Here is an 18,653-nt window from a genome sequence, read left to right on the forward strand (position 1 = left end):
GTCCGGCCCCGTCTCCGCCCGAATCGGCTGGTCAGGTCGCGCCCCAAGGACAAAGACGGGGAGTGATCCGATGCTGGAACGCCAAGCGGCGGCTTCGGGAGAGACCGACCTCGAACGCTCCGTGGCCGAGGCCCTGCGCATCATCGCCGAGGTGCAGGCGGAACGGGGCGACACGCCGGTGCGTTCCGCGCGCCTGCGGCTCGCGACGATCTACGGGGTGAACCGCCTGCGGCGGCGGCTGCGCGGCGAGGGCAGCGCCGCCGCCTGAGGACGGAGGCGGTCGACCTTGGCGCGATGCGGGACGTTCAGCCGCGCACCAGCTCCCAACCGCGCTCGGCCAGCGCGATGCCGAGCGCTCCCTTCTCGCTCGCATCCGCGCTCGACGCGTTGCCGGCTTTGGCGCGGGCGAGCACGCCTTCGAGGATCACCGCGAGGCGGAACAGCGCGAAGGCGAGGTGGAAGGGTGTGATGCCGTCGCTGCGGCCGGTGCGCTCGCAGTAGCGGCGCACATAGGCCTCCTGGCTCGGGATCCCGAGCGCGTCGAGGTCGCGCCCGAGGATGCCGCGATAGACCGCCGGGTCGGTGTTGTAGGCGATGCAATTGTAGGCGAGGTCGGCCAACGGATGGCCGAGCGTCGCCAGCTCCCAGTCGATGATGCCGATCACCCGCGCCTCGGTCGGGTGGAAGATCATGTTGTCGAGCCGGAAATCCCCGTGGCAGATCCGGGTCTCGTCATCCTCCGGGATATGCGCGGGAAGCCAGGCGGCGAGATGGTCGATCGCCGGGTTCTCGCGGGTCTTCGAGGCCGCCCACTGGCCCGACCAGCGGTCGATCTGCCGGCGGAAGTAGTTGCCCGCCTTGCCGAAATCCGACAGGCCGATCGCCGCCGGATCGACCAGATGCAGCCGCGCGAGCGCCTCGTTCATCGCGAAGTAGATCCGCGCGCGCTCCTCGCGCGGCAGCTCCGGCAGGGCCGGATCCCAGAACACCCGCCCGTGCAGCCGCTCCATCAGGTAGAACGGCGTGCCGATCACCGCCGGATCGGCGCAGAACGCCACCGCTTGCGGCACCGGCACGTCGGTGCGGGCCAGTGCCTGCAGGACCCGGAACTCCCGGTCGACCGCGTGGGCGGAGGGCAGGAGCTTGCCCGGCGGCTGCTTGCGCAGGATGTACTCCCCCGCCTCCGCGACGACGAGGAAGGTCGGATTCGACTGGCCGCCGCGCATCTGGCGCAGGTCGGTGAGGCGCCCGACCCCCTGCCCGGCCAGGAAGGCCTCCAGCGCCTCGGTGGGGAAGCGATGCGCCTCGCGCACCGGGATGGTCTCGGGCAGGGCTGTCATGGGTGTCCGTGATCCGGGGGCTCGCCGCGGGACCATGCCCCAAGCGCCGGGCGGGGTCATTCGTGCAGCGCAGCAATTCGGAGGGGGCGCTTGACGCCGGGCGGCATCCGCGCGAGGGCGGGCCCTCGTTGACCCCGCCGGAGACCGCCCCGATGAGCCCCGAGACGACCCAGGATCTCGTCGCGCGCCTCGCCGCCCGTCTCGGTCCGGGCGGCCTCCTCACCGACGCGAGCGACGTCGCGCCCTTCGCCATCGACTGGCGGCACCTGTTCCCGGGCCGCCCGGCCTGCGTGGCGCGGCCGGCGAACACGGCCGAGGTCGCCGACGTGGTGCGGCTCTGCCGCGAGGCCGGGGCCGCGATCGTGCCGCAGGGCGGCAATACCGGACTCGCGGGCGGCGCGGTGCCGGACGGGTCGGGGACGCAGGTGGTGGTCTCCCTCGCCCGCATGAACGCGATCCGGGCCGTCGATCCGGTGGGCCTGACGCTCACCGCCGAGGCGGGCTGCGTGCTGAAGACCGCGCAGGACGCCGCCGCCGCCGCCAACCGCCTGCTGCCGGTGAGCTTCGCGGCGGAGGGCTCGGCGATGGTGGGCGGCGTCATCGCCACCAATGCGGGCGGGCTCAACGTCGTGCGCTACGGCATGACCCGCGCCAACGTGCTCGGCCTCGAAGTGGTGCTCGGCGACGGCAGCGTCGTCGACGGCCTGCGGGCCCTGCGCAAGGACAATGCGGGCTACGACTGGAAGCAGCTCTTCATCGGCTCGGAGGGCACGCTCGGCCTCGTGACGGCGGCGGTGCTGCGGCTCGCGGCCCGGCCGCGCCACGTGGCGACGGCTTTGCTCGCGGTGCCGGATCCCGCGGCGGCCCTGCGGCTGTTCACCCTGGCCCAGGACGAACTCGGCGACGCGATCCAGGCCTTCGAACTGATCTCGGGGCTCTCCCTCGACCTCGTCGCGCGCCATGGCGGGCCGCGCAACCCGCTCGGGCCGGCGGACTGGTACGTGCTGATCGAGGCGGCCTCCTCCCTTCCGGCGCTCCGCGAGGCGGCGGAGGGCGTGCTCGCGACGGCTCTGGAGCGCGAGGACGCGGTCGACGGCGTGATCGCCGAATCCGGCCAGCAGGCGGCCGGCCTGTGGGCCCTGCGCGAGGGCATCACCGAGGCCGAGGCCAAGGAGGGCCGCGGCGTGAAGCACGACGTCTCGGTGCCGATCGCGGCGATCCCCGATTTCCTGGCGGCGGCCGGCCGCGCTCTCGCGGAGCAGCTGCCCGGGGCGCGCGCCAATGCCTTCGGCCACATGGGCGACGGCAACATCCACTACAACGTGCTGGCGGCGCCCGATCAGCCGGGCGAGACGATCAACCACGTGGTGCACGGCGTGGTGGACGCGTTCGGCGGCAGCATCTCGGCCGAGCACGGCATCGGCCAGTACCGGGTGGCGGAACTGGTCCGCCACCGCCGACCGGCCGAGATCGCGCTCGCGCGCCGGGTCAAGGCCGCGCTCGATCCGGAGGGGCTGCTCAACCCGGGCAAGGTGCTGGGGCGGGAATGATACGGTTTCCGGAAGATCACTTTCGGAAACCGTATCACGAGCCCGCGCGGCGCCTGAGCGAGGCCGGTTTCCGCATCGCGAAGCGATCATCCGGAAACCGTATGATACGCAATCCGCTTGATCGAAGCGGATTGCGTATCAGCAAGCCCGCGCGGCGCTTGAGCGAAGCCGATTTCCGCATTGCGAAGCAATCAACCGGAAATCGTATGAGAGAATCTCCCTGCTCCGCGCACCCCGACGAGCATCAAACCAACGATCATTCGGGACACGAACTACAAGGACCCGACGGAGGGCATGGAATTCGCCGCGATCCCTCACGCTGACGTGCCCACAGCATGAGGAGGGTTCGGCTCTCCAGGGTCGGTTCGGCCAACGGATCGTCGATCGATGGCGGCCCGCCCGGGAACCCCCTACCCGCCGAACCGCTCGGTCCGGATCGTCGCCGGAGCCACGCCGGCATCGACCAGAAGGTCGCTCACCGCGCTCACGAAGGGGTTGCTCCCGCACACGAAACTCCGGGCCGGCATGCCCAGATGGGCGAGCGCCTCCGCCATGCGGGCCGCGTCGAGGCGCCGCCCGCCCGGGATCCGGGTGAGTGTGAGCATCAGCCGGAAGGCCGGCTCCTCCGCATCGCGCCGCAGCAGCTCGTCGCGGGCGATCACCTCCTCGGGGATGCGGGCCGAATAGACGAGGAGCGCCGGTACCGTGGGCGCCGCCGCGGCCCGATGGCGGAGCATCGACAGCAGCGGCACCACGCCCGAGCCGCCGCCGACGAGGAGGAGCGGACCGCCCTGCCCCGCCTCCCAGGTGAAGGCGCCGATCGGCCCGCGCAGCTCGATGCGGTCCCCCACCGCGGCGATGTCGGCGAAGAAGCCCGAGACCTCGCCGTCGTCGAGGCGCTCGATCATCAGGTCGAAGCCCGCCTCGTCCCCGGGCGCCGAGGCGACGGAGTAGCTGCGCTGGGCCTGATAGCCGTCCGGCGCGGTGAGCCGCACGTCGACGTGCTGCCCGGCGCGGAAGCGGAAGGGCGCGTCGGGCCGGACGGTGAAGCGCTTCACCCGCGGCGTCTCGGCGGCGACCGCCGTGATCACCGCCTCCTGCCAAGCCGACGCCACCTCAATCGTCCGAGAAACGCTGCTCGCGCCAGGGATCGCCGTACATGTGGTAGCCGCGCAGCTCCCAGAACCCGGCCTCGTCCTTGGGCGTGAAGCGCAGCCCCTTCACCCACTTGGCGCTCTTCCAGAAGTAGAGATGCGGCACCAGCAGCCGGGCCGGGCCGCCGTGGTCGGGCGGGATCGGCTCGCCCGCGTAGCGCGTCGCCACCATGCCCTTGCCGCCGACGAGATCGGCGACCGGCACGTTGGTCGTGTAGTCGTCGTAGCCCTCGGCGAGCAGGAAGGCGGTCGGCGCCGCGAGGCCGGCCGCCGCGAGAAGGTCGTCGATGGTCACGCCCTCCCAGGCCGTGTCGAACTTCGACCACTTGGTGACGCAGTGGATGTCGCCGCTCCAGCGGGTGCGCGGCAGGGCCTCGAACTCGCTCCAGCTCCACCGTTTCAGGGGCTTGGGGCCCTGCCAGAGGGTGAAGGACCAGCGGGCGAGGTCGATGCGGGGGGTCGGCCCGAGCTGCAGGACCGGGAAATCCTCGGTCAGGTACTGCCCGGGCGGCAGCCGCTCCTCGACCGGCCGGGACGGCCGCCGGCCCGTGAACCCGCGCGTGGTCATCAGGGTCTCCTCGTCGCCTCCCGCCAAGATGGCGCCGCCTCGCGCGCCCGTCGAGTCGTCAGCCCGCCCCGGGATCGACCTCGTCGCCCTGCCGGTCCGTGGCATCGGCGCCCGAGCGGTTGCCGTCGGATCCGCCGTCCTTCGGCACCGCCGCGACGCCCTTGAGGTCCTCGGCCTTCACCGGCGCGTCGGTGCGGGCCGGTCGGGCGGGCTCCCGTTCCGGCGCGGCATCCCGCTCGCTCATCGGCCCGAGCCCCGCTCGTCCTCGTGGCCGACCGCGGCCGTCGCCCGGTCGATGGCCTCCTCGGTGGCCGGACGCGGGCTCGGATCGCTGATCCGCCGCAGCGTCTCGGGGGGCGTCTCCCGCGCGGTCTGCTCGCTCGCATCGGTCGCGCCGATGGAATCGAGCCGCTGATCGTCCGACGCGATGCGTGCGACCTGGGCGTCCCAGTTCGGATCGCTCTTCAGGTCTTCCTGCGTGCGCGAGGGGATGCCGACGTCGAGCGGGCTGTCCTGGCCCATGTCCTGGCCGTTGCGATCCGTATAGGGATCGAAGTCGCGCAGCGACGGCCGCGCCTGATCCGTCTTCGCCATGATCGAATGCCTCATGCTGGCCGCGAATGTCAGCAGTCAACTCCGGGCGCGGGATGAGGTTGCGGTCCGCCCGGGGCCAAGGTCGATGGCGCGCATTGCGCTGCCGCAACGAAAATGCAGCGAAACGATGCCAAGCCCTCTTTCATCCCGATCCGGCTTGTCGCAGTCTGGCCGCACACAAGCCGTCGGGAGAGCGGCCCAGCAATCTGGAGGTGCGCCATGGTCATGCCGAATCGACTCGTGAAATCCGCCTGGATCGCGGCGGAGGTCACGCGCGAGGCATCCGAGAAGGTTCTGGTGGTCGAGGCCTATATCGCGGTGAGCCCGCTGGAGAGCGGCTACGATCCGGCCCGCTACGGGCAGTTGGTGGAGGATGTCCGCCGCATCCTGGACGAGAACCCGGATATCGACCGGGCCTCGATCCTGAGCGTGCATCGGGAATCGCGCTGCGCCGCCCTGTTCCGGCGCGCGGTGCCGGACTGCACCGGCAAGCCCGAGCTGGTCGCCTGAGCACCGGTCCGGGACCCGGGCCTCCCCAGCGGGAGGCCCGGGCCGGCCCGGCTCAGATGCCGTCGAACAGCGCCGACGAGATGTAGCGCTCGGCGAAGGAGCAGGCGACGGTGACGATCCGCTTGCCCTTGAATTCGGGGCGCGCGGCGATCTCGAGAGCCGCCGCCACGTTGCCGCCCGTGGAGATGCCGCCCGGGATGCCCTCCAGCCGCGAGAGCAGGCGGGCGGTCTCGAAGGCGGTCTGGTTCGAGACGGTGACCACCTCGTCGATCACGCCGCGGTCGAGGACGTTGGGCACGAAGCCCGCGCCGATGCCCTGGATCTTGTGCGGGCCGGGATTGCCGCCGGACAGGACCGGGGAATCCTCCGGTTCCACGGCGATCACGCGCAGGTGCGGCAGGCGCGGCTTCAGCACCTGGCCGACGCCCGTGATGGTGCCGCCGGTGCCGACGCCGGCCACGAAGGCGTCGAGCTGGCCCTGGGTGTCGTTCCAGATCTCCTCCGCGGTGGTCTTGCGGTGGATCTCCGGGTTCGCCGGGTTGTTGAACTGCTGGGGCATCACCGAGCCCGGGATCTCCTTCAAGAGTTCCTCGGCTTTGGCGACGGCGCCCTTCATGCCCTGCGGGCCGGGGGTGAGCACGAGTTCGGCGCCGAGGAAGGCCAGCATCTTGCGGCGCTCGATCGACATCGTCTCGGGCATGACGAGGATCAGCCGATAGCCGCGGGCGGCCGCCACGAAGGCGAGCGCGATGCCGGTGTTGCCCGAGGTCGGCTCGACCAGGGTGCCGCCCGGCTTCAGGACGCCGGAGGCCTCCAGGGAGTCGATCATGTTGACGCCGATGCGGTCCTTCACGGAGGCGATCGGGTTGAAGAATTCGAGCTTCAGCAGGATCTCGGCCTCGATGCCGCGCTCCTGGGGCAGGCGGTTGAGGCGCACGAGCGGCGTGTTGCCGATGGTCTCGGTGATCGAACCGAAGACGCGGCCGTGGCCGGGCTTGCGGCCGGTATCCAGGGCGGTGGTGGCAGCATCGGCCATGTCGAATCTCCCGGGCGACAGAGGTGACGCAGGGACGCGATGCCCCGCTCCGCGAGCACGCCTAGCCTAAATCCGACATGGCGTCGAGATATAGTCGATCATACATATTTTTACTGTGAAATAGGAGGTCCGGGATGATTTCCGGGGCTCGCACGTCACGCTGTGGCGGCGAGGCCGGCCCCGGGCAGCACGAGGGCCGGCGGGCCCGAGGCGGCGACCCGCCCCCCGTCGAGAACGTGAACGACATCGGCCCCGGCGAGGCTGGTGAGCCGGTGGGCGATCATCACCACGGTGCGGCTGCCCGACAGGGCGGAGAGGGCGGCCATCACGGCGGCCTCGGTCTCGCCGTCGAGGGCGGAGGTGGCCTCGTCGAACACGATCACGTCGGGGTCGTGATAGAGCGCCCGGGCGATGCCGATGCGCTGGCGCTGGCCGCCCGAGAGGCGCGCCCCGCGCTCGCCCACGCCGGTGGCGTAGCCCGCCGGCAGCGTCGCCACGAAACCGTGCAGGCCGGCGAGCCGGGCGGCCCGCTCGACGGCGGCGGCATCCGGCTCCTCGATGCCGAGGGCGATGTTCTGCGCGATGCTGCCGTCGATGAGGAAGATGTCCTGCGGCACGTAGCCGATCCGGTTCTGCCACGCCGGCAGCGTGCGGGGATCGAGGGGCACGCCGTCGATCCGGATCGTCCCTTCCCCGGGGGCGAGGAGCCCGAGGAGCAGGCCGACCAGGGTCGACTTGCCGGATCCGGTCCGGCCGACGAGGCCCACCGTGGTGTTCGCGCCGATGACGAGGTCGATGCCGCGCAGGGTCGGGCGCCCCGGCTCGTAGGCGAAGGAGACGCCCTCGAAGCGGATCGCCTCCCGGAAGGGCAGGCGCTCGGCCGGACGCGTCGGCAGCGGCTCCTCGTGGGCGAGCTCGGCCACGAGCTGGCCGACCGCCGGCAGGTAGAAGCGCAGCAGGGCGACCGAGTTGAAGATGTTCTGGAAGGCCGGGAGCATGCGGTAGCCGGCGAAGGCGAACAGCCCGAGGAGCGGCAGCAGCCCGGCCGTGTCGAGCCCGTGCGCGAGGGCGAACAGCACCACCACGATCACCCCGCCGAAGGCGATCGCCTCGATGACGAAGCGCGGCACCTGCCCCGTGAGCAGGCTCGCCGCGGTGGCGCGCGCATAGGCGCGGGCGGGGGCGTCGAAGCGCCTCACGAAGGGAGGGAGCCGGCCGTAGAGCGACAATTCGGTCAGCGCTCCGAAGGTCTCCTGGACCACCCGGAAGCGCATCTCGTTGTCGGCGGTGGCGCGGGCGCCGAGCCGGGCGAGCCGGGCCCGCACCAGGAGGTAGAGCCCGACATAGAGGCTGCCGAAGCCGCCGCCGAGGATCAGCGCCAGGGTGGGCGCGTAGACGACGAGGAAGAGCGCGACGGCCGCCGCCGAGACCGAGCGCGAGGCCATGACGAGGCTCGGCGTCAGCACCCCGACCACGAGCCGGTCGGTCTCGCTCAGCACGTTCTTGGCGAGTTCCGCGCTGTTGGTGCGGGCGAAGAACAGGCGGTCGCGGGTCACGTAGCGGGCGAGCAGCCGGCGCGCGAAGCCGTAGCCGGTGAGATGCGCGAACAGGAGCTGCGCGTAGGTGAGCCCCGCATTGACCACGCTGGTGGTGAGGATCGCGGCGAGCGCGGCGAAGCCCGTCGCCAACAGGAAGCTGCGGTCGTCCGCGAGGCCGAGGGCGGCGCGGATCGGCCCCACCACCGGGATGCGGGAGGCCGCCGCCGGATCCCCCACCAGGGTGAGGAACGGCACCACCGAGGCGACGCCCACGATCTCGAACAGGCCCGCGACGGCGAGGCCGAGGGCGATCAGGATGATGCGCCGCCGGTCCTGCGGACGCATCACGCGGACGAGGTCGATCAGCGTGCGCATGGGGAGGCGCGTACGCGGGCCGGGCCGGCGAGGCAAGCTTTCGCAGGCCGGGACCGCGGGCCCGCGCGGAAGCATGCGGATTTCGAGGCTCGGCGGATTCCGAGGCTTGGCGGATTTCGCTTGGCGGATTTCGCTTGGCGGTCGCAGTGCGGGCGCACTAGTCAGGCTGGCGGCGCGACCCCATGTCTTCCCGGACAGTTCAGCGTCGCCGAAACGCCCGTCGTTTCCCCGAGGTCTTCATGCTCACCGACACCCCCGCGGCCGGCCCAACGCCCGCGGATGCCCTGATCAAGGACACCACCACGAACGGCTTCCGCCAGGACGTGATGCAGGAGTCGATGCAGCAGCCCGTGCTGGTCGATTTCTGGGCGCCCTGGTGCGGCCCGTGCAAGCAGCTCACGCCGATCCTGGAAAAGGCCGTCAGGAACGCCGGCGGCAAGGTGAAGCTCGTCAAGATGAACATCGACGAGCATCCCCAGATCGCCGGCCAGCTCGGCATCCAGTCGATCCCGGCGGTGATCGCCTTCCAGCGCGGCCAGCCCGTCGACGGCTTCATGGGCGCCCTGCCCGAGGGCCAGGTCAAGGGCTTCATCGAGCGCCTCGTCGGCCCCCTCGGCCCGACCGCGGTCGAGGATCTGATGGCCGAGGCCGAGGCGGTCGCCGCGGAGGGCGACGCCGAGGCCGCCGCCGAGATCTACAGCGCGATCCTGGCCCAGGAGCCCGGCCATGCGGGGGCGATCGCGGCCCTCGCCAAGCTCGTCCTCGACCGGGGCGACGTCGAGGGCGCCCGCCAGTTCCTCGATTCGGCGCCCCCCGAAGCCGCCAAGAACCCGGCCATCGCGAGCGTGCGCGCGGCGATCGAGCTTGCCGAGCAGGCCGCCTCGCTGGGCGATCTCGGCGCGCTGCAACGCCGGATCGAGGCGGATCCCTCCGACCATCAGGCGCGTTTCGACCTCGCGCTCGGGCTCAACGCCCGGGGCCGTCAGGAGGACGCGGTCAATCACCTGATCGAGATCGTGCGGCGGGACCGGACCTGGAACGAGGACGCCGCCCGCAAGCAGCTGCTGCAGTTCTTCGAGGCCTGGGGTCCGATGGACCCGATGACGATCCGGGGCCGGCGCAAACTGTCGTCGCTGATGTTCTCGTAGGGGATGAGCCGGACGGGGCGCCCGCGGGCGCCCTTCAGGCCGCGACAGGGGCGGGAGCGGCGCGATGAGCATGAACGTGGCCTACAGGGGCCCGGCTGACTGCCCGGGCGTGATTCCGGTCTTTCCCCTGCCGGGCGCATTGCTGCTGCCGCGCGGCCAGATGCCGCTCAACATCTTCGAGCCGCGCTACCTCGCGATGGTCGACGACGCGCTGCGCGCGGAGCGGGTGATCGGCATGATCCAGCCGGATCCGGAGACGAGCGAGCATTCGCTGGCGCCGAAGCTCTACCGCGTCGGCTGCGCCGGCCGCATCACGCAGTTCGCCGAGACGGGGGACGGGCGCTACCTGATCTCGCTCACCGGGATCGCCCGCTTCCGAATCGAGGAGGAGATCTCGACCACGACGCCCTACCGGCTGTGCCGCGTGACCTTCGATCCGTTCGCGGCGGATTTCCAGGCTCGGGCGGGCGAGGAGGCGGTCGACCGGGCGGGGGTCCTGCGCGCGCTCAAGGATTTCGTGGAGGCCAACGACCTCAAGGTCGACTGGGCCGGGATCGAGGAGGCGCCGAACGAGGCGCTGGTGAACGCGCTCTGCATGATGAGCCCGTTCGGCGCGCGCGAGAAACAGGCGATGCTGGAGGCGGCCGACCTGAAGACCCGCGCCGAGGTGCTGATCGCCGTCACCGAGATGGAGCTGGTGCGCGGATCGGGCTCCGAGCCGACCCTGCAATAGGGATACGGGCTCGGGACATCCCCCGTCCGGGCGAGCGGATTCGCCGCTTCGGCTCGCGGACACGCCGGGAAATGATGGGATCGGAGAACCCCTCTCCCGGGTGGGAGAGGGGCGAGGCTCGCCTCAGGCGGCCTGGACGCGCATGGACACGATCTTGTCGGGATCGCGCACGGGCTCGCCGCGCTTGATCTGATCGACGATCTCCATGCCCTCGGTGACCTTCCCCCACACCGTGTACTGGCGGTCGAGGAAGCGGGCATCGGCGAAGCAGATGAAGAACTGCGAGTTCGCCGAGTGCGGGAAGCTGGTGCGGGCCATCGAGCAGGTGCCGCGCACGTGTGGCTCCGCGTTGAACTCCGCCTTCAGGTCGGGCAGGTCCGAGCCGCCGGTGCCGGTGCCGGTCGGGTCGCCGGTCTGGGCCATGAAGCCGTCGATCACCCGGTGGAACGGCACGCCGTCGTAGAAGCCTTGCTCCGAGAGGGTGCGGATCCGCTCCACGTGGCCGGGGGCGAGGTCGGGGCGAAGCTGGATCACGACGCGGCCCTTCGTCGTCTCCATCACGAGGGTGTTCTGATCACTCATGCCGGGTCTCCTTTGGTCCGGAATACACGAATCGCAGGGCGATGGGCCGCCCCGCAATGGCACCACCGAGCCCCGCCGTCACCGGCACGGGCGTGCAGGCGCGCAGGGCGTCGAGCGTGGCGGAAACGAGCGCGCCGCGCCGCTCGGCGGGCACGCTGGCATAGGTAACGCGCGGGGTCCCCTGCAGGCGCCCGTCGCTCGTGAGGCTGAGCCGCAGGGTGAGCTGGGCCCGCCCGAGTCCCGCGGGCGGGGTCCAGCAGGCGGCGAGCGCCGGATAGAGTTCGACCAGCGTGTCGGCCGGCGAGACGAGGCGGGCGCGGTCGACGGGCACCCGCACGGTCGCCCGCAGGGTCGTCGGCAGCGACAGGACCGGCGGATCCCCGAACTCGTCGTCGAACTGCGCCCTGGCTGGCGCCGCTCCGACGAGGGCCGCCGCGAGGATCGCGGGAGCGAGCCCGCGCTTAGCGGCCATCCTGGGCGAGCGTCATGGTCACGATCTTGTCGGGGTTCGGCACGGCGCCGTTCTGGCTGCTCGACCCCTTCTTGATCTTGTCGACGACGTTCATGCCCGCCGTGACCTCGCCCACCACCGTGTACTGGTTGTTGAGGAAGGAGGCGTCGCCGAAGCAGATGAAGAACTGCGAGTTCGCCGAGTTCGGGTCCTGCGACCGCGCCATGCCCACCGTGCCGCGCTTGAACGGGGTCGGCGTGAACTCCGCCTTCAGATCGGGCAGCTTCGACTTGCCGGTGCCGGTGCCGGTCGGATCGCCGGTCTGGGCCATGAAGCCGTCGATCACCCGGTGGAAGGGCACGCCGTTGTAGAAGCCTTGGCGGACCAGCGTCTTGATCTGCTCGGCGTGCTTGGGCGCGAGGTCGGGCCGCAGCTGGATGGTGATGCGACCGTCCTTGGTGTCGAGATAGACGGTGTTGGCGTCCGGCGCCGCGGCGGCGCCGAAGGCGGCCGCGACGGTGAACACCAGGGCGACGAGCCAGCGGGTCATCGGAAAGGTCCTTCTCGGTCGGATGAGAGGTCGGGCCCGTCAGGGCTTGGCGAAACGGGCCGTCAGGCGCTCGGCAACGAGGCCGGGCACGAAGGGGCGCACGTCGCCGCCCATGGCGGCGATCTGGCGGACCAGCGTGGCGGTGATCGGGCGCACGCCCGTGGAGGCGGGCAGGAACACGGTCTGCACCTCGGGGGCCATGGCGCCGTTCATGCCGGCGAGCTGCATCTCGTAATCGAGATCGGTCCCGTCGCGCAGGCCGCGGATGAACAGGCTCGCCCCCACCCGGCGCGCGGCCGAGACGGCGAGATCGTCGAAGGTGACGACCTCGAGCGCCGCTCCCTCGGCGGCGGCGACGGGGCCGCAGGTGGCGCGCAGGAGTTCCGCCCGCTCCTCGGCCGAGAAGAGCGGCGTCTTGCCCGGATGGACGCCGATGGCGATGACGAGCCGCCCGACGAGGCGGCAGGCCTGCCGGATCACGTCCACGTGGCCGTTGGTCACCGGATCGAAGGATCCGGCATAGAGCGCGGTCGGGTTCATCGCGGCTCCAGGTAGAGCATCGGGTGGGAGAAGGAAACCGGGGCCTCAGCGGGGAACCGCGCCGACGAGGGGCCCCAGGGGCCGGCTCAGGTCCGAGCGGTTGAGGGCGGGGGCGTAGAGGCTCGACACGCTGCCGTCGAGGAACAGCGCGTTCGGGCAGTTCAGGCCGTCCTTGAACAGCCGCGCGAAGGCCCCGAAGGTCACCGGCGCCTCCGAGATGGCGAAGACCGCCGTGTGCCCGTCCGGCTTCACGCCGACGCCGTTGCGGATCTTGAGCGAGGGGCCGTTGGTCGAGATCTTCGGGTGGATGCGCCCGCCGATCACCAGCATCGGGCCCGATTGCGTGGCGTAATCCGCCTTCACCCGGGCCCGCAGGTAGCGGCTCGTCTCCAGCACCCCGGCCTTGTCGCCGCTGACGTAGAAGATGCCGTTCGGCTTGAGATGGAAGTTGCCGGGACCGTTCGCGGTGTTGGCCGCCTTCACCTCGCGGCCGTCCTCCACGTAGAGCCCGACCGGCGCGAGATCCGGATCGTACATGCCGGCATTCATCGCGAAGGAGAGGCGCTGGCCCTGGGCGGAGGCGAGCCGGCCGAGGGAGCCGTAGGGCAGCCCGTCGGCGCCGCGCCAGAACAGCTTCACCCGCGCCCGGCGCAGGTCGACCGTGCAGGCGACGAAGCGTTCGCCCTCGTGCGTCACCGGCTCGCAAGGCCCCGGGGCGGCCGCGGCGGCCGCGGCCCAGACCAGCATCAGGCATCCGAGAGCGGCCCGCAGGCAGCCGTTGCGCCCCATCATGTCCCCTGCCCTGTCGGTATCGGCCGCCGGTCGTGCTCGCGCGAACCGACGGTCATGCTTGGCGACGCTCGGTAGCACGCGATCAAGTTCCTGTGCAGTGCGGACCGAAACCGCTCCGACCGCGTTCTTGTCCCAGGGGGATCTCGTACTCGGAGATGGCGACATGAAACGGGTGATGGTGGCGTCCGCGGCCATGGTCGGTGCGCTCCTGCTGGTGCCCACGATGGCGGAAGCGCGGGGCGGCTTCGGCGGCGGCGGATTCCGGGGCGGCGGCTTCGGGGGTGGCGGGTTCCGCGGCGGCGGCTTCGGCGGAGGCGGATTCCGCGGTGGTTTCGCCGGGGGCGGCTTCCGGGGCGGCGCCTTCGGCGGGGGCTTCCGCGGCGGCGGCTTCGGCCGTCCGGGCTTCGCGGGCGGCTATGGTTGGCGCGGCGCGGGCTGGCGCGGTGGTGGCTATGGCTGGCGCGGCGGCGGCTGGGGCTATCGCGGGGGCTGGGGTTACGGCGCGGCGGGTCTCGGCCTCGGCCTGGGTCTCGGGCTCGCAGCGGCCTCGACCTATCCGTATTACGGCTATGGCGGCTATTACGGCGGCTACTATCCGGCCGGCTACGGCTACGGCGACTATTACGGCGACGGCGGCTGCTACCAAGTGCCGCGCGTGCGCTGGACGCCCTACGGCTACCAGCGCGTGCTCGTGACCCGCTGCTACTGACGGCATCCCGGCGGGGCGGCCCGGGCGGCCCCGTTCACCGTGCCCTGCGCTGCGCGGCCTCGTCGCGGCGCATGGGCATCGCGTCGATCGTGGCGAACAGCGTGTCCGCGGCGATCGGCTCCTCGGACGCGAGCTTGGCGCCGCCATCCTTGCCGACGAGGACGGTCCGGAAACCATCCGCCGGCAGCGACAGGCTGCGCCGGACGGCCATGGCCTCGGCGTCCCGCCCGATGGCCTCGACCACGACGAGATCCCGCTCCCGCAGGCCGGCGCGGGCCTCCTCCACGATGCGGCGCTGGCGCAGCACCCGCGAATCCCCGGCATCGGCCGCGATCACCAGAACCCGCGACGTCCAGCGGTGACGGTCGAGCGGCGCGGCGCCGGCCGGGGCGGCGATCACGGCCGTGGCCAGCGCCGCCTGCATCATGGCGTTCAGAACCATCGTCGACCTCGCGAAGTTCGGATCACCCGGGGAGATAGGACGGGAGGGCATCCGGTCGATGCCCTCCACCCCACCCCGGACGGAGGCCGGTCAGAAGCGCGGGCCGCCGGAGGTATTGCCGCGCTGCTGCTGATACCCCGGCCGCGACGGGTTGCGGGCGTTCGGATCGCCGTGGATCATGTTGTTGCGCCACGCCCGGTTGCGGCGATGCAGGTCACGCTGGCGGTGATCGTGGCGGTAGCGGCGGTGATGGCGCCGATAGGCGGCGGGCTCGCCCGTCCCGTAACCCTCGACGAGGCCCGGGGCCGGCATGGCCGGGGCCGCGGACGCGCCCGAGATGCCGGCTGCCGCGGCGATCATCAGCGCGCCGAAGCCGGCGGCCAGATAGGTCATCGTCATGTCAGTCGCTCCGATCGTGAGGATGTCGCACCGTCTCAAGTTCCGGCCGGCCGCGTGACCGCATTCGCCCCCGCCTCATCAGGAACGTCATTCCGATAACGCAGGGGGCGGTCCGATCTTCTCAGCCACCCAGCCCCGTGATCCGGCACCGCATCCGTGCTTGCAGTGCCATTCACATGGAACGGCTCCGTAAGCTGGCAAGAACGACTTCCAGGCTTTGGTGCCGAACCGCACATTTCGTGATCATGCCCGGGATGAGAAGCCGCGAGCAGGCCGTGAACCTTGCGGCACCCGGGCTGCGTGGCCGCGTCGGCGACGCCCCGCCCCGTCATTGACGCTTGCCATCAGCGCGCCAAGTGCCGCAGGCATGGCCGAGCGCCGCAGGCATGGCCGAGCGCCGCAGGCGAGCCGAAGCGCCGCAGGCAAGCCAAGCGCCGCAGGCGGAGCCGGGCGCCGCGGCAAGCGGCGCCACCGGGCCGCGGCGCCGCCGTCCCGGCCGGCCGAACCGGCATGGCCCGAACCGACCTGTCAGGGAGACCGCGCATGTCCGACACCAACCGCCGCATCGTCCTCGCATCCCGCCCCCACGGCGAGCCGACCCCGGCGCATTTCCGGCTGGAGCGGAGCACCGTCCCGGTGGCGCGCGACGGCGAGGTGCTGCTGCGCAACCGCTACCTCTCGCTCGATCCCTACATGCGCGGCCGGATGAGTGCGGCGAAGTCCTACGCCAAGCCGGTCGAGATCAACGACGTGATGGTGGGCGGCACCGTCTCCGAGGTGGTCGCCTCCCATCATCCCGGCTTCGCGGAGGGCGACCTCGTGCTCGCCTATGGCGGCTGGCAGGATTTCGCGGTGTCGAACGGCCAGGGCCTGCGCAAGCTCGATCCCGCCGTCGCCCCGGTGACGACGGCGCTCGGCGTGCTCGGCATGCCCGGGATGACGGCCTATACGGGCCTCCTGACCATCGGGGCGCCCAAGCCCGGCGAGACCGTGGTGGTCGCCGCCGCGACCGGGCCGGTGGGCTCCCTGGTCGGACAGATCGCCAAGCTCAAGGGCGCGCGGACGGTCGGCATCGCGGGCGGGGCGGACAAGTGCCGCCATCTCACCGAGGAGCTGGGCTTCGACGCGGCCGTCGACCATCGCGGCGACGATCTGCCCACGGCTCTGGCGGAGGCCTGCCCGCAGGGCATCGACGTCTATTTCGAGAATGTCGGCGGCGCGGTGTTCGATGCGGTGCTGCCGCTCCTCAACGACTTCGCCCGCATTCCGGTCTGCGGGCTCGTGGCGAACTACAACATGACGGAGCTGCCCCCGGGCCCCGACCGGGTGCCCGCCCTGATGCGCGCCACCCTGAGCAAGCGGCTCACCTTCCGCGGCTTCATCGTCTGGGACTTCGCCGAGCAGGAGCCGGACTTCCTGCGCGACGTGGCGGGCTGGCTGCGCGAAGGCCGCATCCGCTACCGCGAGGACATCGTCGAGGGCCTGGAGCAGGCGCCCGAGGCCTTCATCGGCCTGCTCAAGGGCCGCAACTTCGGCAAGCTCGTCGTGAAGCTCTGAACGCTGCCCGGCCGGCGCGGGCGAGCGTGCGCCGGCCGGAACCGGATCACCGGGGCGGGGGTTCCTTGCAGCGCGGCCGTTCCGGTCGCCGGAGAGCGGCCCGGCGGGCCGCCGGAGGACGATCCGATGAAGACACTCCTGATCGCCGCGACCGCCGCGGCCGGACTCCTGGCCGCAGGCGGCGCGGCGGAGGCGAAGGGCTGCATCAAGGGCGCGATCGTCGGCGGCGTCGCCGGCCATTACGCCGGCAAGCACGGCCTGGCCGGAGCGGCCGCCGGCTGCGCGATCGGCCGCCACCAGGCCAACAAGCGCGATCGCGACCGCGCCGCTCCGACCGCGAATCGCTGAGGGGATTCCACCGCGCCGCGGCCCAGGTTGCAGTGCAGCACGCATAAGGCCCCGCTTCGACCGGTCGATCCAAGTCAAGCTTGGCCATTCGCACCGGCGATAGTCGCCGTGGAACGGCGAAGCTTGACCGCGATGTGGCCAGCGCATCCTGCGAGCACTGCCGTGTTATCGCCACAACTCCCCGGCTTCTTGGCCGAAACGGGTCGGACACAGTCGACTCGGAAGCTCGGGGATGATCCTTCATGCAGCATCGCGCGATCGGTCCGTCGGCTCAGGCCGTTCGTTGGGCGCCCGCCGGCTCCCGGGACGCTCTGACCGTCTGCGGACGGGGTCGCGCTCAGCGCGGCGGCGTCCCGGTGCTCGCCCGCACCGCGCTGACCGCCGCCTGCCTCGCCGCGGGGCTGGGCAGCCTGCTGCACCATTACGGCCCCGACCTGACCGCCAGCCGGCCCTCGGTGGCCCTGATGGCCGACCTCCTGGTGATGCCCAAACCCCGCGTGCAGGAGCACCACCCCGTGCAGGCCCAGCCCAAGGAGGCGCCCCTGCGCATGCCGGTGCACGACCTCGACACCGCGCTCGGCTCGGAGGGCGTGGACCGCGTCTCCTACGACGACCTGCTCTCGGCGACGCTCGGCGGCGATCCGAACGAGATCCTGACTTTCGGCCCGATGAAGGTGCGCCGCCACATCGTGCAGACGATCGTCAAGGCGGCCTACAAGGTCGGCATGGACCCGGTCCTGCTGATGGCCGTCGCCGACAAGGAATCGAGCTTCCTCACCGAGGTCCAGGCGCGCACCTCCTCGGCCACCGGCCTCTACCAGTTCATCGAGCGGACCTGGCTGCAGGTGATGCGCGAGTTCGGCGCCCTGCACGGCTACGCCCGCGAGGCCGCGCTGATCGGCGAGGACAATGCCGTGGCCGATGGCGCCGAGCGCGCCCGCATCCTCGACCTGCGCCGCGACCCGGCCCTCTCGGCGATCCTCGCCGGCGAGATGCTCAAGCGCGACAGCGCCCGCATCGCGGCCCGGATCGGCCGCACCCTCACCCTGGGCGAGACTTACCTCGCGCACTTCCTCGGCCCCGACGACGCCGAGCGCTTCATGGCGAAGGTGGTGGAGGAGCCCAAGGCCGAGGCCGCGGCCCTGCTGCCCAAGCCCGCCAAGGCCAACAAGCCGATCTTCTACGAGCGTGTCGGCCGCCGGAAGGCCCGCAGCCTGAGCGTGGCCCAGGTGCACGACAAGTTCGAGGCCATGATGACGACCCGCGGCGACCGCTACCGCGATGTCGGCTCGCTCATGGGCGTCATGGCCTACGCGGCGGCGCAGTCTCCCTGACGCGCAGTTGGATCCGGCCGTGCGCCGCCCTAAGCTTTGTCTTCGAAGAGCCGGACCGAACCCGTCCGATCACGTTTACCGGGATGGGGGTGGTGCGGGAGGACAGCGCCCTGGGGCAGAGAGGATCGCGATGGCAGCGAAGGACGACGGGGTTTCCTACGCGAACGAGTACGCCGCCACGGCCGGGCAGCAGGCCGCCTTCTTCCGCGAGCAGGCCGAGCGCCACCGGCGCGAGGCGGCGATGGCCCGCCTGTCCGCGGACCTGAGCGGCGGCAGCGACCGCGAGGAGCAGACCCGCCGCGCCGAGCATCTGGAATCGCTCGGCCGCTACGACGACACGATGGCGGAGGCCTTCGAGGCGCGCGCCCGCGGCCCGCAATAGGGCCGGACGGCCGCGCCCGGC

The 18,653-nt window shown here is 71.6% G+C and carries 24 protein-coding genes; 10 read left to right on the forward strand and 14 right to left on the reverse strand.

Annotated features, from left to right (window positions below; genetic code table 11):
* The first annotated feature begins 70 nt into the window (after window positions 1-70).
* A complete protein-coding gene (locus tag ACE101_RS15605) occupies window positions 71-268 on the forward strand; it encodes a hypothetical protein (RefSeq protein WP_379131073.1) in 198 nt (65 codons plus the stop codon).
* Window positions 269-305: 37 nt separating this feature from the next.
* On the opposite strand, the gene ACE101_RS15610 is transcribed toward ACE101_RS15605, so the two are convergent.
* On the reverse strand, window positions 306-1,340 hold the full coding sequence (locus ACE101_RS15610; RefSeq protein ID WP_379131075.1) for a phosphotransferase family protein: 1,035 nt from the start codon (window positions 1,338-1,340) through the stop codon (window positions 306-308).
* A gap of 152 nt (window positions 1,341-1,492) precedes the next feature.
* On the opposite strand from ACE101_RS15610, the gene ACE101_RS15615 reads away from it, so the two are divergent.
* Window positions 1,493-2,890, forward strand: coding sequence for an FAD-binding oxidoreductase (locus tag ACE101_RS15615; protein WP_379131077.1), 1,398 nt, complete (start codon window positions 1,493-1,495; stop codon window positions 2,888-2,890).
* Window positions 2,891-3,300: 410 nt separating this feature from the next.
* Here ACE101_RS15615 and ACE101_RS15620 read toward each other — a convergent pair whose 3' ends face one another.
* From ACE101_RS15620 to ACE101_RS15635, 4 genes are read right to left on the reverse strand one after another with little or no spacing between them, the layout of a single operon-like run.
* Entirely contained in the window at window positions 3,301-4,005 is a 705-nt protein-coding gene (locus tag ACE101_RS15620) for an FAD-binding oxidoreductase (protein WP_379131079.1), read from the reverse strand.
* Window position 4,006: 1 nt separating this feature from the next.
* Window positions 4,007-4,612 (reverse strand): sulfite oxidase-like oxidoreductase, encoded by a 606-nt coding sequence (locus ACE101_RS15625; RefSeq protein ID WP_379131081.1) that lies wholly within the window; start codon window positions 4,610-4,612, stop codon window positions 4,007-4,009.
* A gap of 58 nt (window positions 4,613-4,670) precedes the next feature.
* A complete protein-coding gene (locus ACE101_RS15630; protein WP_379131083.1) occupies window positions 4,671-4,856 on the reverse strand; it encodes a hypothetical protein in 186 nt (61 codons plus the stop codon).
* Window positions 4,853-5,206, reverse strand: a complete 354-nt coding sequence (locus ACE101_RS15635) for a hypothetical protein (protein WP_379131085.1) — start codon at window positions 5,204-5,206, stop codon at window positions 4,853-4,855. Before ACE101_RS15635 ends, ACE101_RS15630 begins: the two co-directional genes overlap by 4 nt.
* A 219-nt stretch (window positions 5,207-5,425) precedes the next feature.
* On the opposite strand from ACE101_RS15635, the gene ACE101_RS15640 reads away from it, so the two are divergent.
* The gene (locus ACE101_RS15640) at window positions 5,426-5,716 is read left to right on the forward strand and encodes a hypothetical protein (protein WP_379131087.1); all 291 of its coding nucleotides are present in this window, start codon (window positions 5,426-5,428) and stop codon (window positions 5,714-5,716) included.
* 52 nt (window positions 5,717-5,768) lie between these two features.
* On the opposite strand, the gene cysK is transcribed toward ACE101_RS15640, so the two are convergent.
* Both cysK and ACE101_RS15650 read right to left on the reverse strand, forming a co-directional pair.
* Entirely contained in the window at window positions 5,769-6,752 is a 984-nt protein-coding gene (gene cysK, locus ACE101_RS15645) for a cysteine synthase A (RefSeq protein WP_379131089.1), read from the reverse strand.
* Between the two features lie 155 nt (window positions 6,753-6,907).
* Window positions 6,908-8,665, reverse strand: coding sequence for an ABC transporter ATP-binding protein (locus ACE101_RS15650; protein ID WP_379131091.1), 1,758 nt, complete (start codon window positions 8,663-8,665; stop codon window positions 6,908-6,910).
* A gap of 239 nt (window positions 8,666-8,904) precedes the next feature.
* On the opposite strand from ACE101_RS15650, the gene trxA reads away from it, so the two are divergent.
* Window positions 8,905-9,813: a thioredoxin gene (gene trxA / locus ACE101_RS15655; protein WP_379131094.1), complete on the forward strand. Its 909-nt coding sequence runs from the start codon at window positions 8,905-8,907 to the stop codon at window positions 9,811-9,813.
* Between the two features lie 64 nt (window positions 9,814-9,877).
* The gene (locus ACE101_RS15660; RefSeq protein WP_379131096.1) at window positions 9,878-10,546 is read left to right on the forward strand and encodes an LON peptidase substrate-binding domain-containing protein; all 669 of its coding nucleotides are present in this window, start codon (window positions 9,878-9,880) and stop codon (window positions 10,544-10,546) included.
* 123 nt (window positions 10,547-10,669) lie between these two features.
* Here ACE101_RS15660 and ACE101_RS15665 read toward each other — a convergent pair whose 3' ends face one another.
* From ACE101_RS15665 to ACE101_RS15685, 5 genes are read right to left on the reverse strand one after another with little or no spacing between them, the layout of a single operon-like run.
* A complete protein-coding gene (locus ACE101_RS15665) occupies window positions 10,670-11,128 on the reverse strand; it encodes a peptidylprolyl isomerase (protein WP_379131098.1) in 459 nt (152 codons plus the stop codon).
* Window positions 11,121-11,600, reverse strand: a complete 480-nt coding sequence (locus ACE101_RS15670) for a UCP034077 family protein (protein WP_379131100.1) — start codon at window positions 11,598-11,600, stop codon at window positions 11,121-11,123. Before ACE101_RS15670 ends, ACE101_RS15665 begins: the two co-directional genes overlap by 8 nt.
* Window positions 11,590-12,129 (reverse strand): peptidylprolyl isomerase, encoded by a 540-nt coding sequence (locus tag ACE101_RS15675; protein WP_379131103.1) that lies wholly within the window; start codon window positions 12,127-12,129, stop codon window positions 11,590-11,592. Before ACE101_RS15675 ends, ACE101_RS15670 begins: the two co-directional genes overlap by 11 nt.
* A 39-nt stretch (window positions 12,130-12,168) precedes the next feature.
* Window positions 12,169-12,669, reverse strand: a complete 501-nt coding sequence (gene coaD, locus ACE101_RS15680; RefSeq protein WP_379131105.1) for a pantetheine-phosphate adenylyltransferase — start codon at window positions 12,667-12,669, stop codon at window positions 12,169-12,171.
* Window positions 12,670-12,714: 45 nt separating this feature from the next.
* The gene (locus ACE101_RS15685) at window positions 12,715-13,461 is read right to left on the reverse strand and encodes a phosphodiester glycosidase family protein (RefSeq protein ID WP_379131107.1); all 747 of its coding nucleotides are present in this window, start codon (window positions 13,459-13,461) and stop codon (window positions 12,715-12,717) included.
* A gap of 163 nt (window positions 13,462-13,624) precedes the next feature.
* Between ACE101_RS15685 and ACE101_RS15690 the strand changes: the two genes are divergently transcribed.
* Window positions 13,625-14,170: a hypothetical protein gene (locus ACE101_RS15690; RefSeq protein WP_379131110.1), complete on the forward strand. Its 546-nt coding sequence runs from the start codon at window positions 13,625-13,627 to the stop codon at window positions 14,168-14,170.
* Window positions 14,171-14,204: 34 nt separating this feature from the next.
* On the opposite strand, the gene ACE101_RS15695 is transcribed toward ACE101_RS15690, so the two are convergent.
* Together ACE101_RS15695 and ACE101_RS15700 are read right to left on the reverse strand one after the other, a co-directional pair.
* Complete coding sequence (locus tag ACE101_RS15695; RefSeq protein WP_379131112.1) at window positions 14,205-14,612, reverse strand: DUF4174 domain-containing protein; 408 nt, start codon at window positions 14,610-14,612, stop codon at window positions 14,205-14,207.
* 90 nt (window positions 14,613-14,702) lie between these two features.
* Complete coding sequence (locus ACE101_RS15700) at window positions 14,703-15,011, reverse strand: hypothetical protein (protein ID WP_379131115.1); 309 nt, start codon at window positions 15,009-15,011, stop codon at window positions 14,703-14,705.
* 543 nt (window positions 15,012-15,554) lie between these two features.
* On the opposite strand from ACE101_RS15700, the gene curA reads away from it, so the two are divergent.
* The 4 genes from curA to ACE101_RS15720 all read left to right on the forward strand — a co-directional run bounded on the left by curA (window position 15,555) and on the right by ACE101_RS15720 (window position 18,632).
* Entirely contained in the window at window positions 15,555-16,568 is a 1,014-nt protein-coding gene (gene curA, locus ACE101_RS15705) for an NADPH-dependent curcumin/dihydrocurcumin reductase (RefSeq protein ID WP_379131117.1), read from the forward strand.
* A gap of 126 nt (window positions 16,569-16,694) precedes the next feature.
* A complete protein-coding gene (locus ACE101_RS15710; protein ID WP_379131120.1) occupies window positions 16,695-16,916 on the forward strand; it encodes a hypothetical protein in 222 nt (73 codons plus the stop codon).
* Window positions 16,917-17,158: 242 nt separating this feature from the next.
* On the forward strand, window positions 17,159-18,250 hold the full coding sequence (locus tag ACE101_RS15715; protein WP_379131122.1) for a transglycosylase SLT domain-containing protein: 1,092 nt from the start codon (window positions 17,159-17,161) through the stop codon (window positions 18,248-18,250).
* 130 nt (window positions 18,251-18,380) lie between these two features.
* Window positions 18,381-18,632, forward strand: a complete 252-nt coding sequence (locus tag ACE101_RS15720; RefSeq protein ID WP_379131125.1) for a hypothetical protein — start codon at window positions 18,381-18,383, stop codon at window positions 18,630-18,632.
* The last annotated feature ends 21 nt before the right edge of the window (window positions 18,633-18,653 follow it).

It is taken from the genome of Methylobacterium carpenticola (assembly GCF_042748905.1).
Lineage (GTDB): Bacteria > Pseudomonadota > Alphaproteobacteria > Rhizobiales > Beijerinckiaceae > Methylobacterium > Methylobacterium carpenticola.

Bases quoted from the DNA above. Each gene is read 5' to 3' on its own strand.
- ACE101_RS15610 (WP_379131075.1), bottom strand. From the start codon at position 1,340: ATGACAGCCCTGCCCGAGACCATCCCGGTGCGCGAGGCGCATCGCTTC.
- coaD (WP_379131105.1), bottom strand. From the start codon at position 12,669: ATGAACCCGACCGCGCTCTATGCCGGATCCTTCGATCCGGTGACCAAC.
- ACE101_RS15650 (WP_379131091.1), bottom strand. From the start codon at position 8,665: ATGCGCACGCTGATCGACCTCGTCCGCGTGATGCGTCCGCAGGACCGG.
- ACE101_RS15715 (WP_379131122.1), top strand. From the start codon at position 17,159: ATGCAGCATCGCGCGATCGGTCCGTCGGCTCAGGCCGTTCGTTGGGCG.
- ACE101_RS15615 (WP_379131077.1), top strand. From the start codon at position 1,493: ATGAGCCCCGAGACGACCCAGGATCTCGTCGCGCGCCTCGCCGCCCGT.
- ACE101_RS15630 (WP_379131083.1), bottom strand. From the start codon at position 4,856: ATGAGCGAGCGGGATGCCGCGCCGGAACGGGAGCCCGCCCGACCGGCC.
- ACE101_RS15700 (WP_379131115.1), bottom strand. From the start codon at position 15,011: ATGACGATGACCTATCTGGCCGCCGGCTTCGGCGCGCTGATGATCGCC.
- ACE101_RS15675 (WP_379131103.1), bottom strand. From the start codon at position 12,129: ATGACCCGCTGGCTCGTCGCCCTGGTGTTCACCGTCGCGGCCGCCTTC.
- ACE101_RS15665 (WP_379131098.1), bottom strand. From the start codon at position 11,128: ATGAGTGATCAGAACACCCTCGTGATGGAGACGACGAAGGGCCGCGTC.
- ACE101_RS15685 (WP_379131107.1), bottom strand. From the start codon at position 13,461: ATGATGGGGCGCAACGGCTGCCTGCGGGCCGCTCTCGGATGCCTGATG.
- ACE101_RS15640 (WP_379131087.1), top strand. From the start codon at position 5,426: ATGGTCATGCCGAATCGACTCGTGAAATCCGCCTGGATCGCGGCGGAG.
- ACE101_RS15710 (WP_379131120.1), top strand. From the start codon at position 16,695: ATGAAGACACTCCTGATCGCCGCGACCGCCGCGGCCGGACTCCTGGCC.
- ACE101_RS15695 (WP_379131112.1), bottom strand. From the start codon at position 14,612: ATGGTTCTGAACGCCATGATGCAGGCGGCGCTGGCCACGGCCGTGATC.
- cysK (WP_379131089.1), bottom strand. From the start codon at position 6,752: ATGGCCGATGCTGCCACCACCGCCCTGGATACCGGCCGCAAGCCCGGC.
- ACE101_RS15670 (WP_379131100.1), bottom strand. From the start codon at position 11,600: ATGGCCGCTAAGCGCGGGCTCGCTCCCGCGATCCTCGCGGCGGCCCTC.
- ACE101_RS15720 (WP_379131125.1), top strand. From the start codon at position 18,381: ATGGCAGCGAAGGACGACGGGGTTTCCTACGCGAACGAGTACGCCGCC.
- ACE101_RS15690 (WP_379131110.1), top strand. From the start codon at position 13,625: ATGAAACGGGTGATGGTGGCGTCCGCGGCCATGGTCGGTGCGCTCCTG.
- curA (WP_379131117.1), top strand. From the start codon at position 15,555: ATGTCCGACACCAACCGCCGCATCGTCCTCGCATCCCGCCCCCACGGC.
- ACE101_RS15625 (WP_379131081.1), bottom strand. From the start codon at position 4,612: ATGACCACGCGCGGGTTCACGGGCCGGCGGCCGTCCCGGCCGGTCGAG.
- ACE101_RS15660 (WP_379131096.1), top strand. From the start codon at position 9,878: ATGAGCATGAACGTGGCCTACAGGGGCCCGGCTGACTGCCCGGGCGTG.
- ACE101_RS15635 (WP_379131085.1), bottom strand. From the start codon at position 5,206: ATGGCGAAGACGGATCAGGCGCGGCCGTCGCTGCGCGACTTCGATCCC.
- ACE101_RS15605 (WP_379131073.1), top strand. From the start codon at position 71: ATGCTGGAACGCCAAGCGGCGGCTTCGGGAGAGACCGACCTCGAACGC.
- trxA (WP_379131094.1), top strand. From the start codon at position 8,905: ATGCTCACCGACACCCCCGCGGCCGGCCCAACGCCCGCGGATGCCCTG.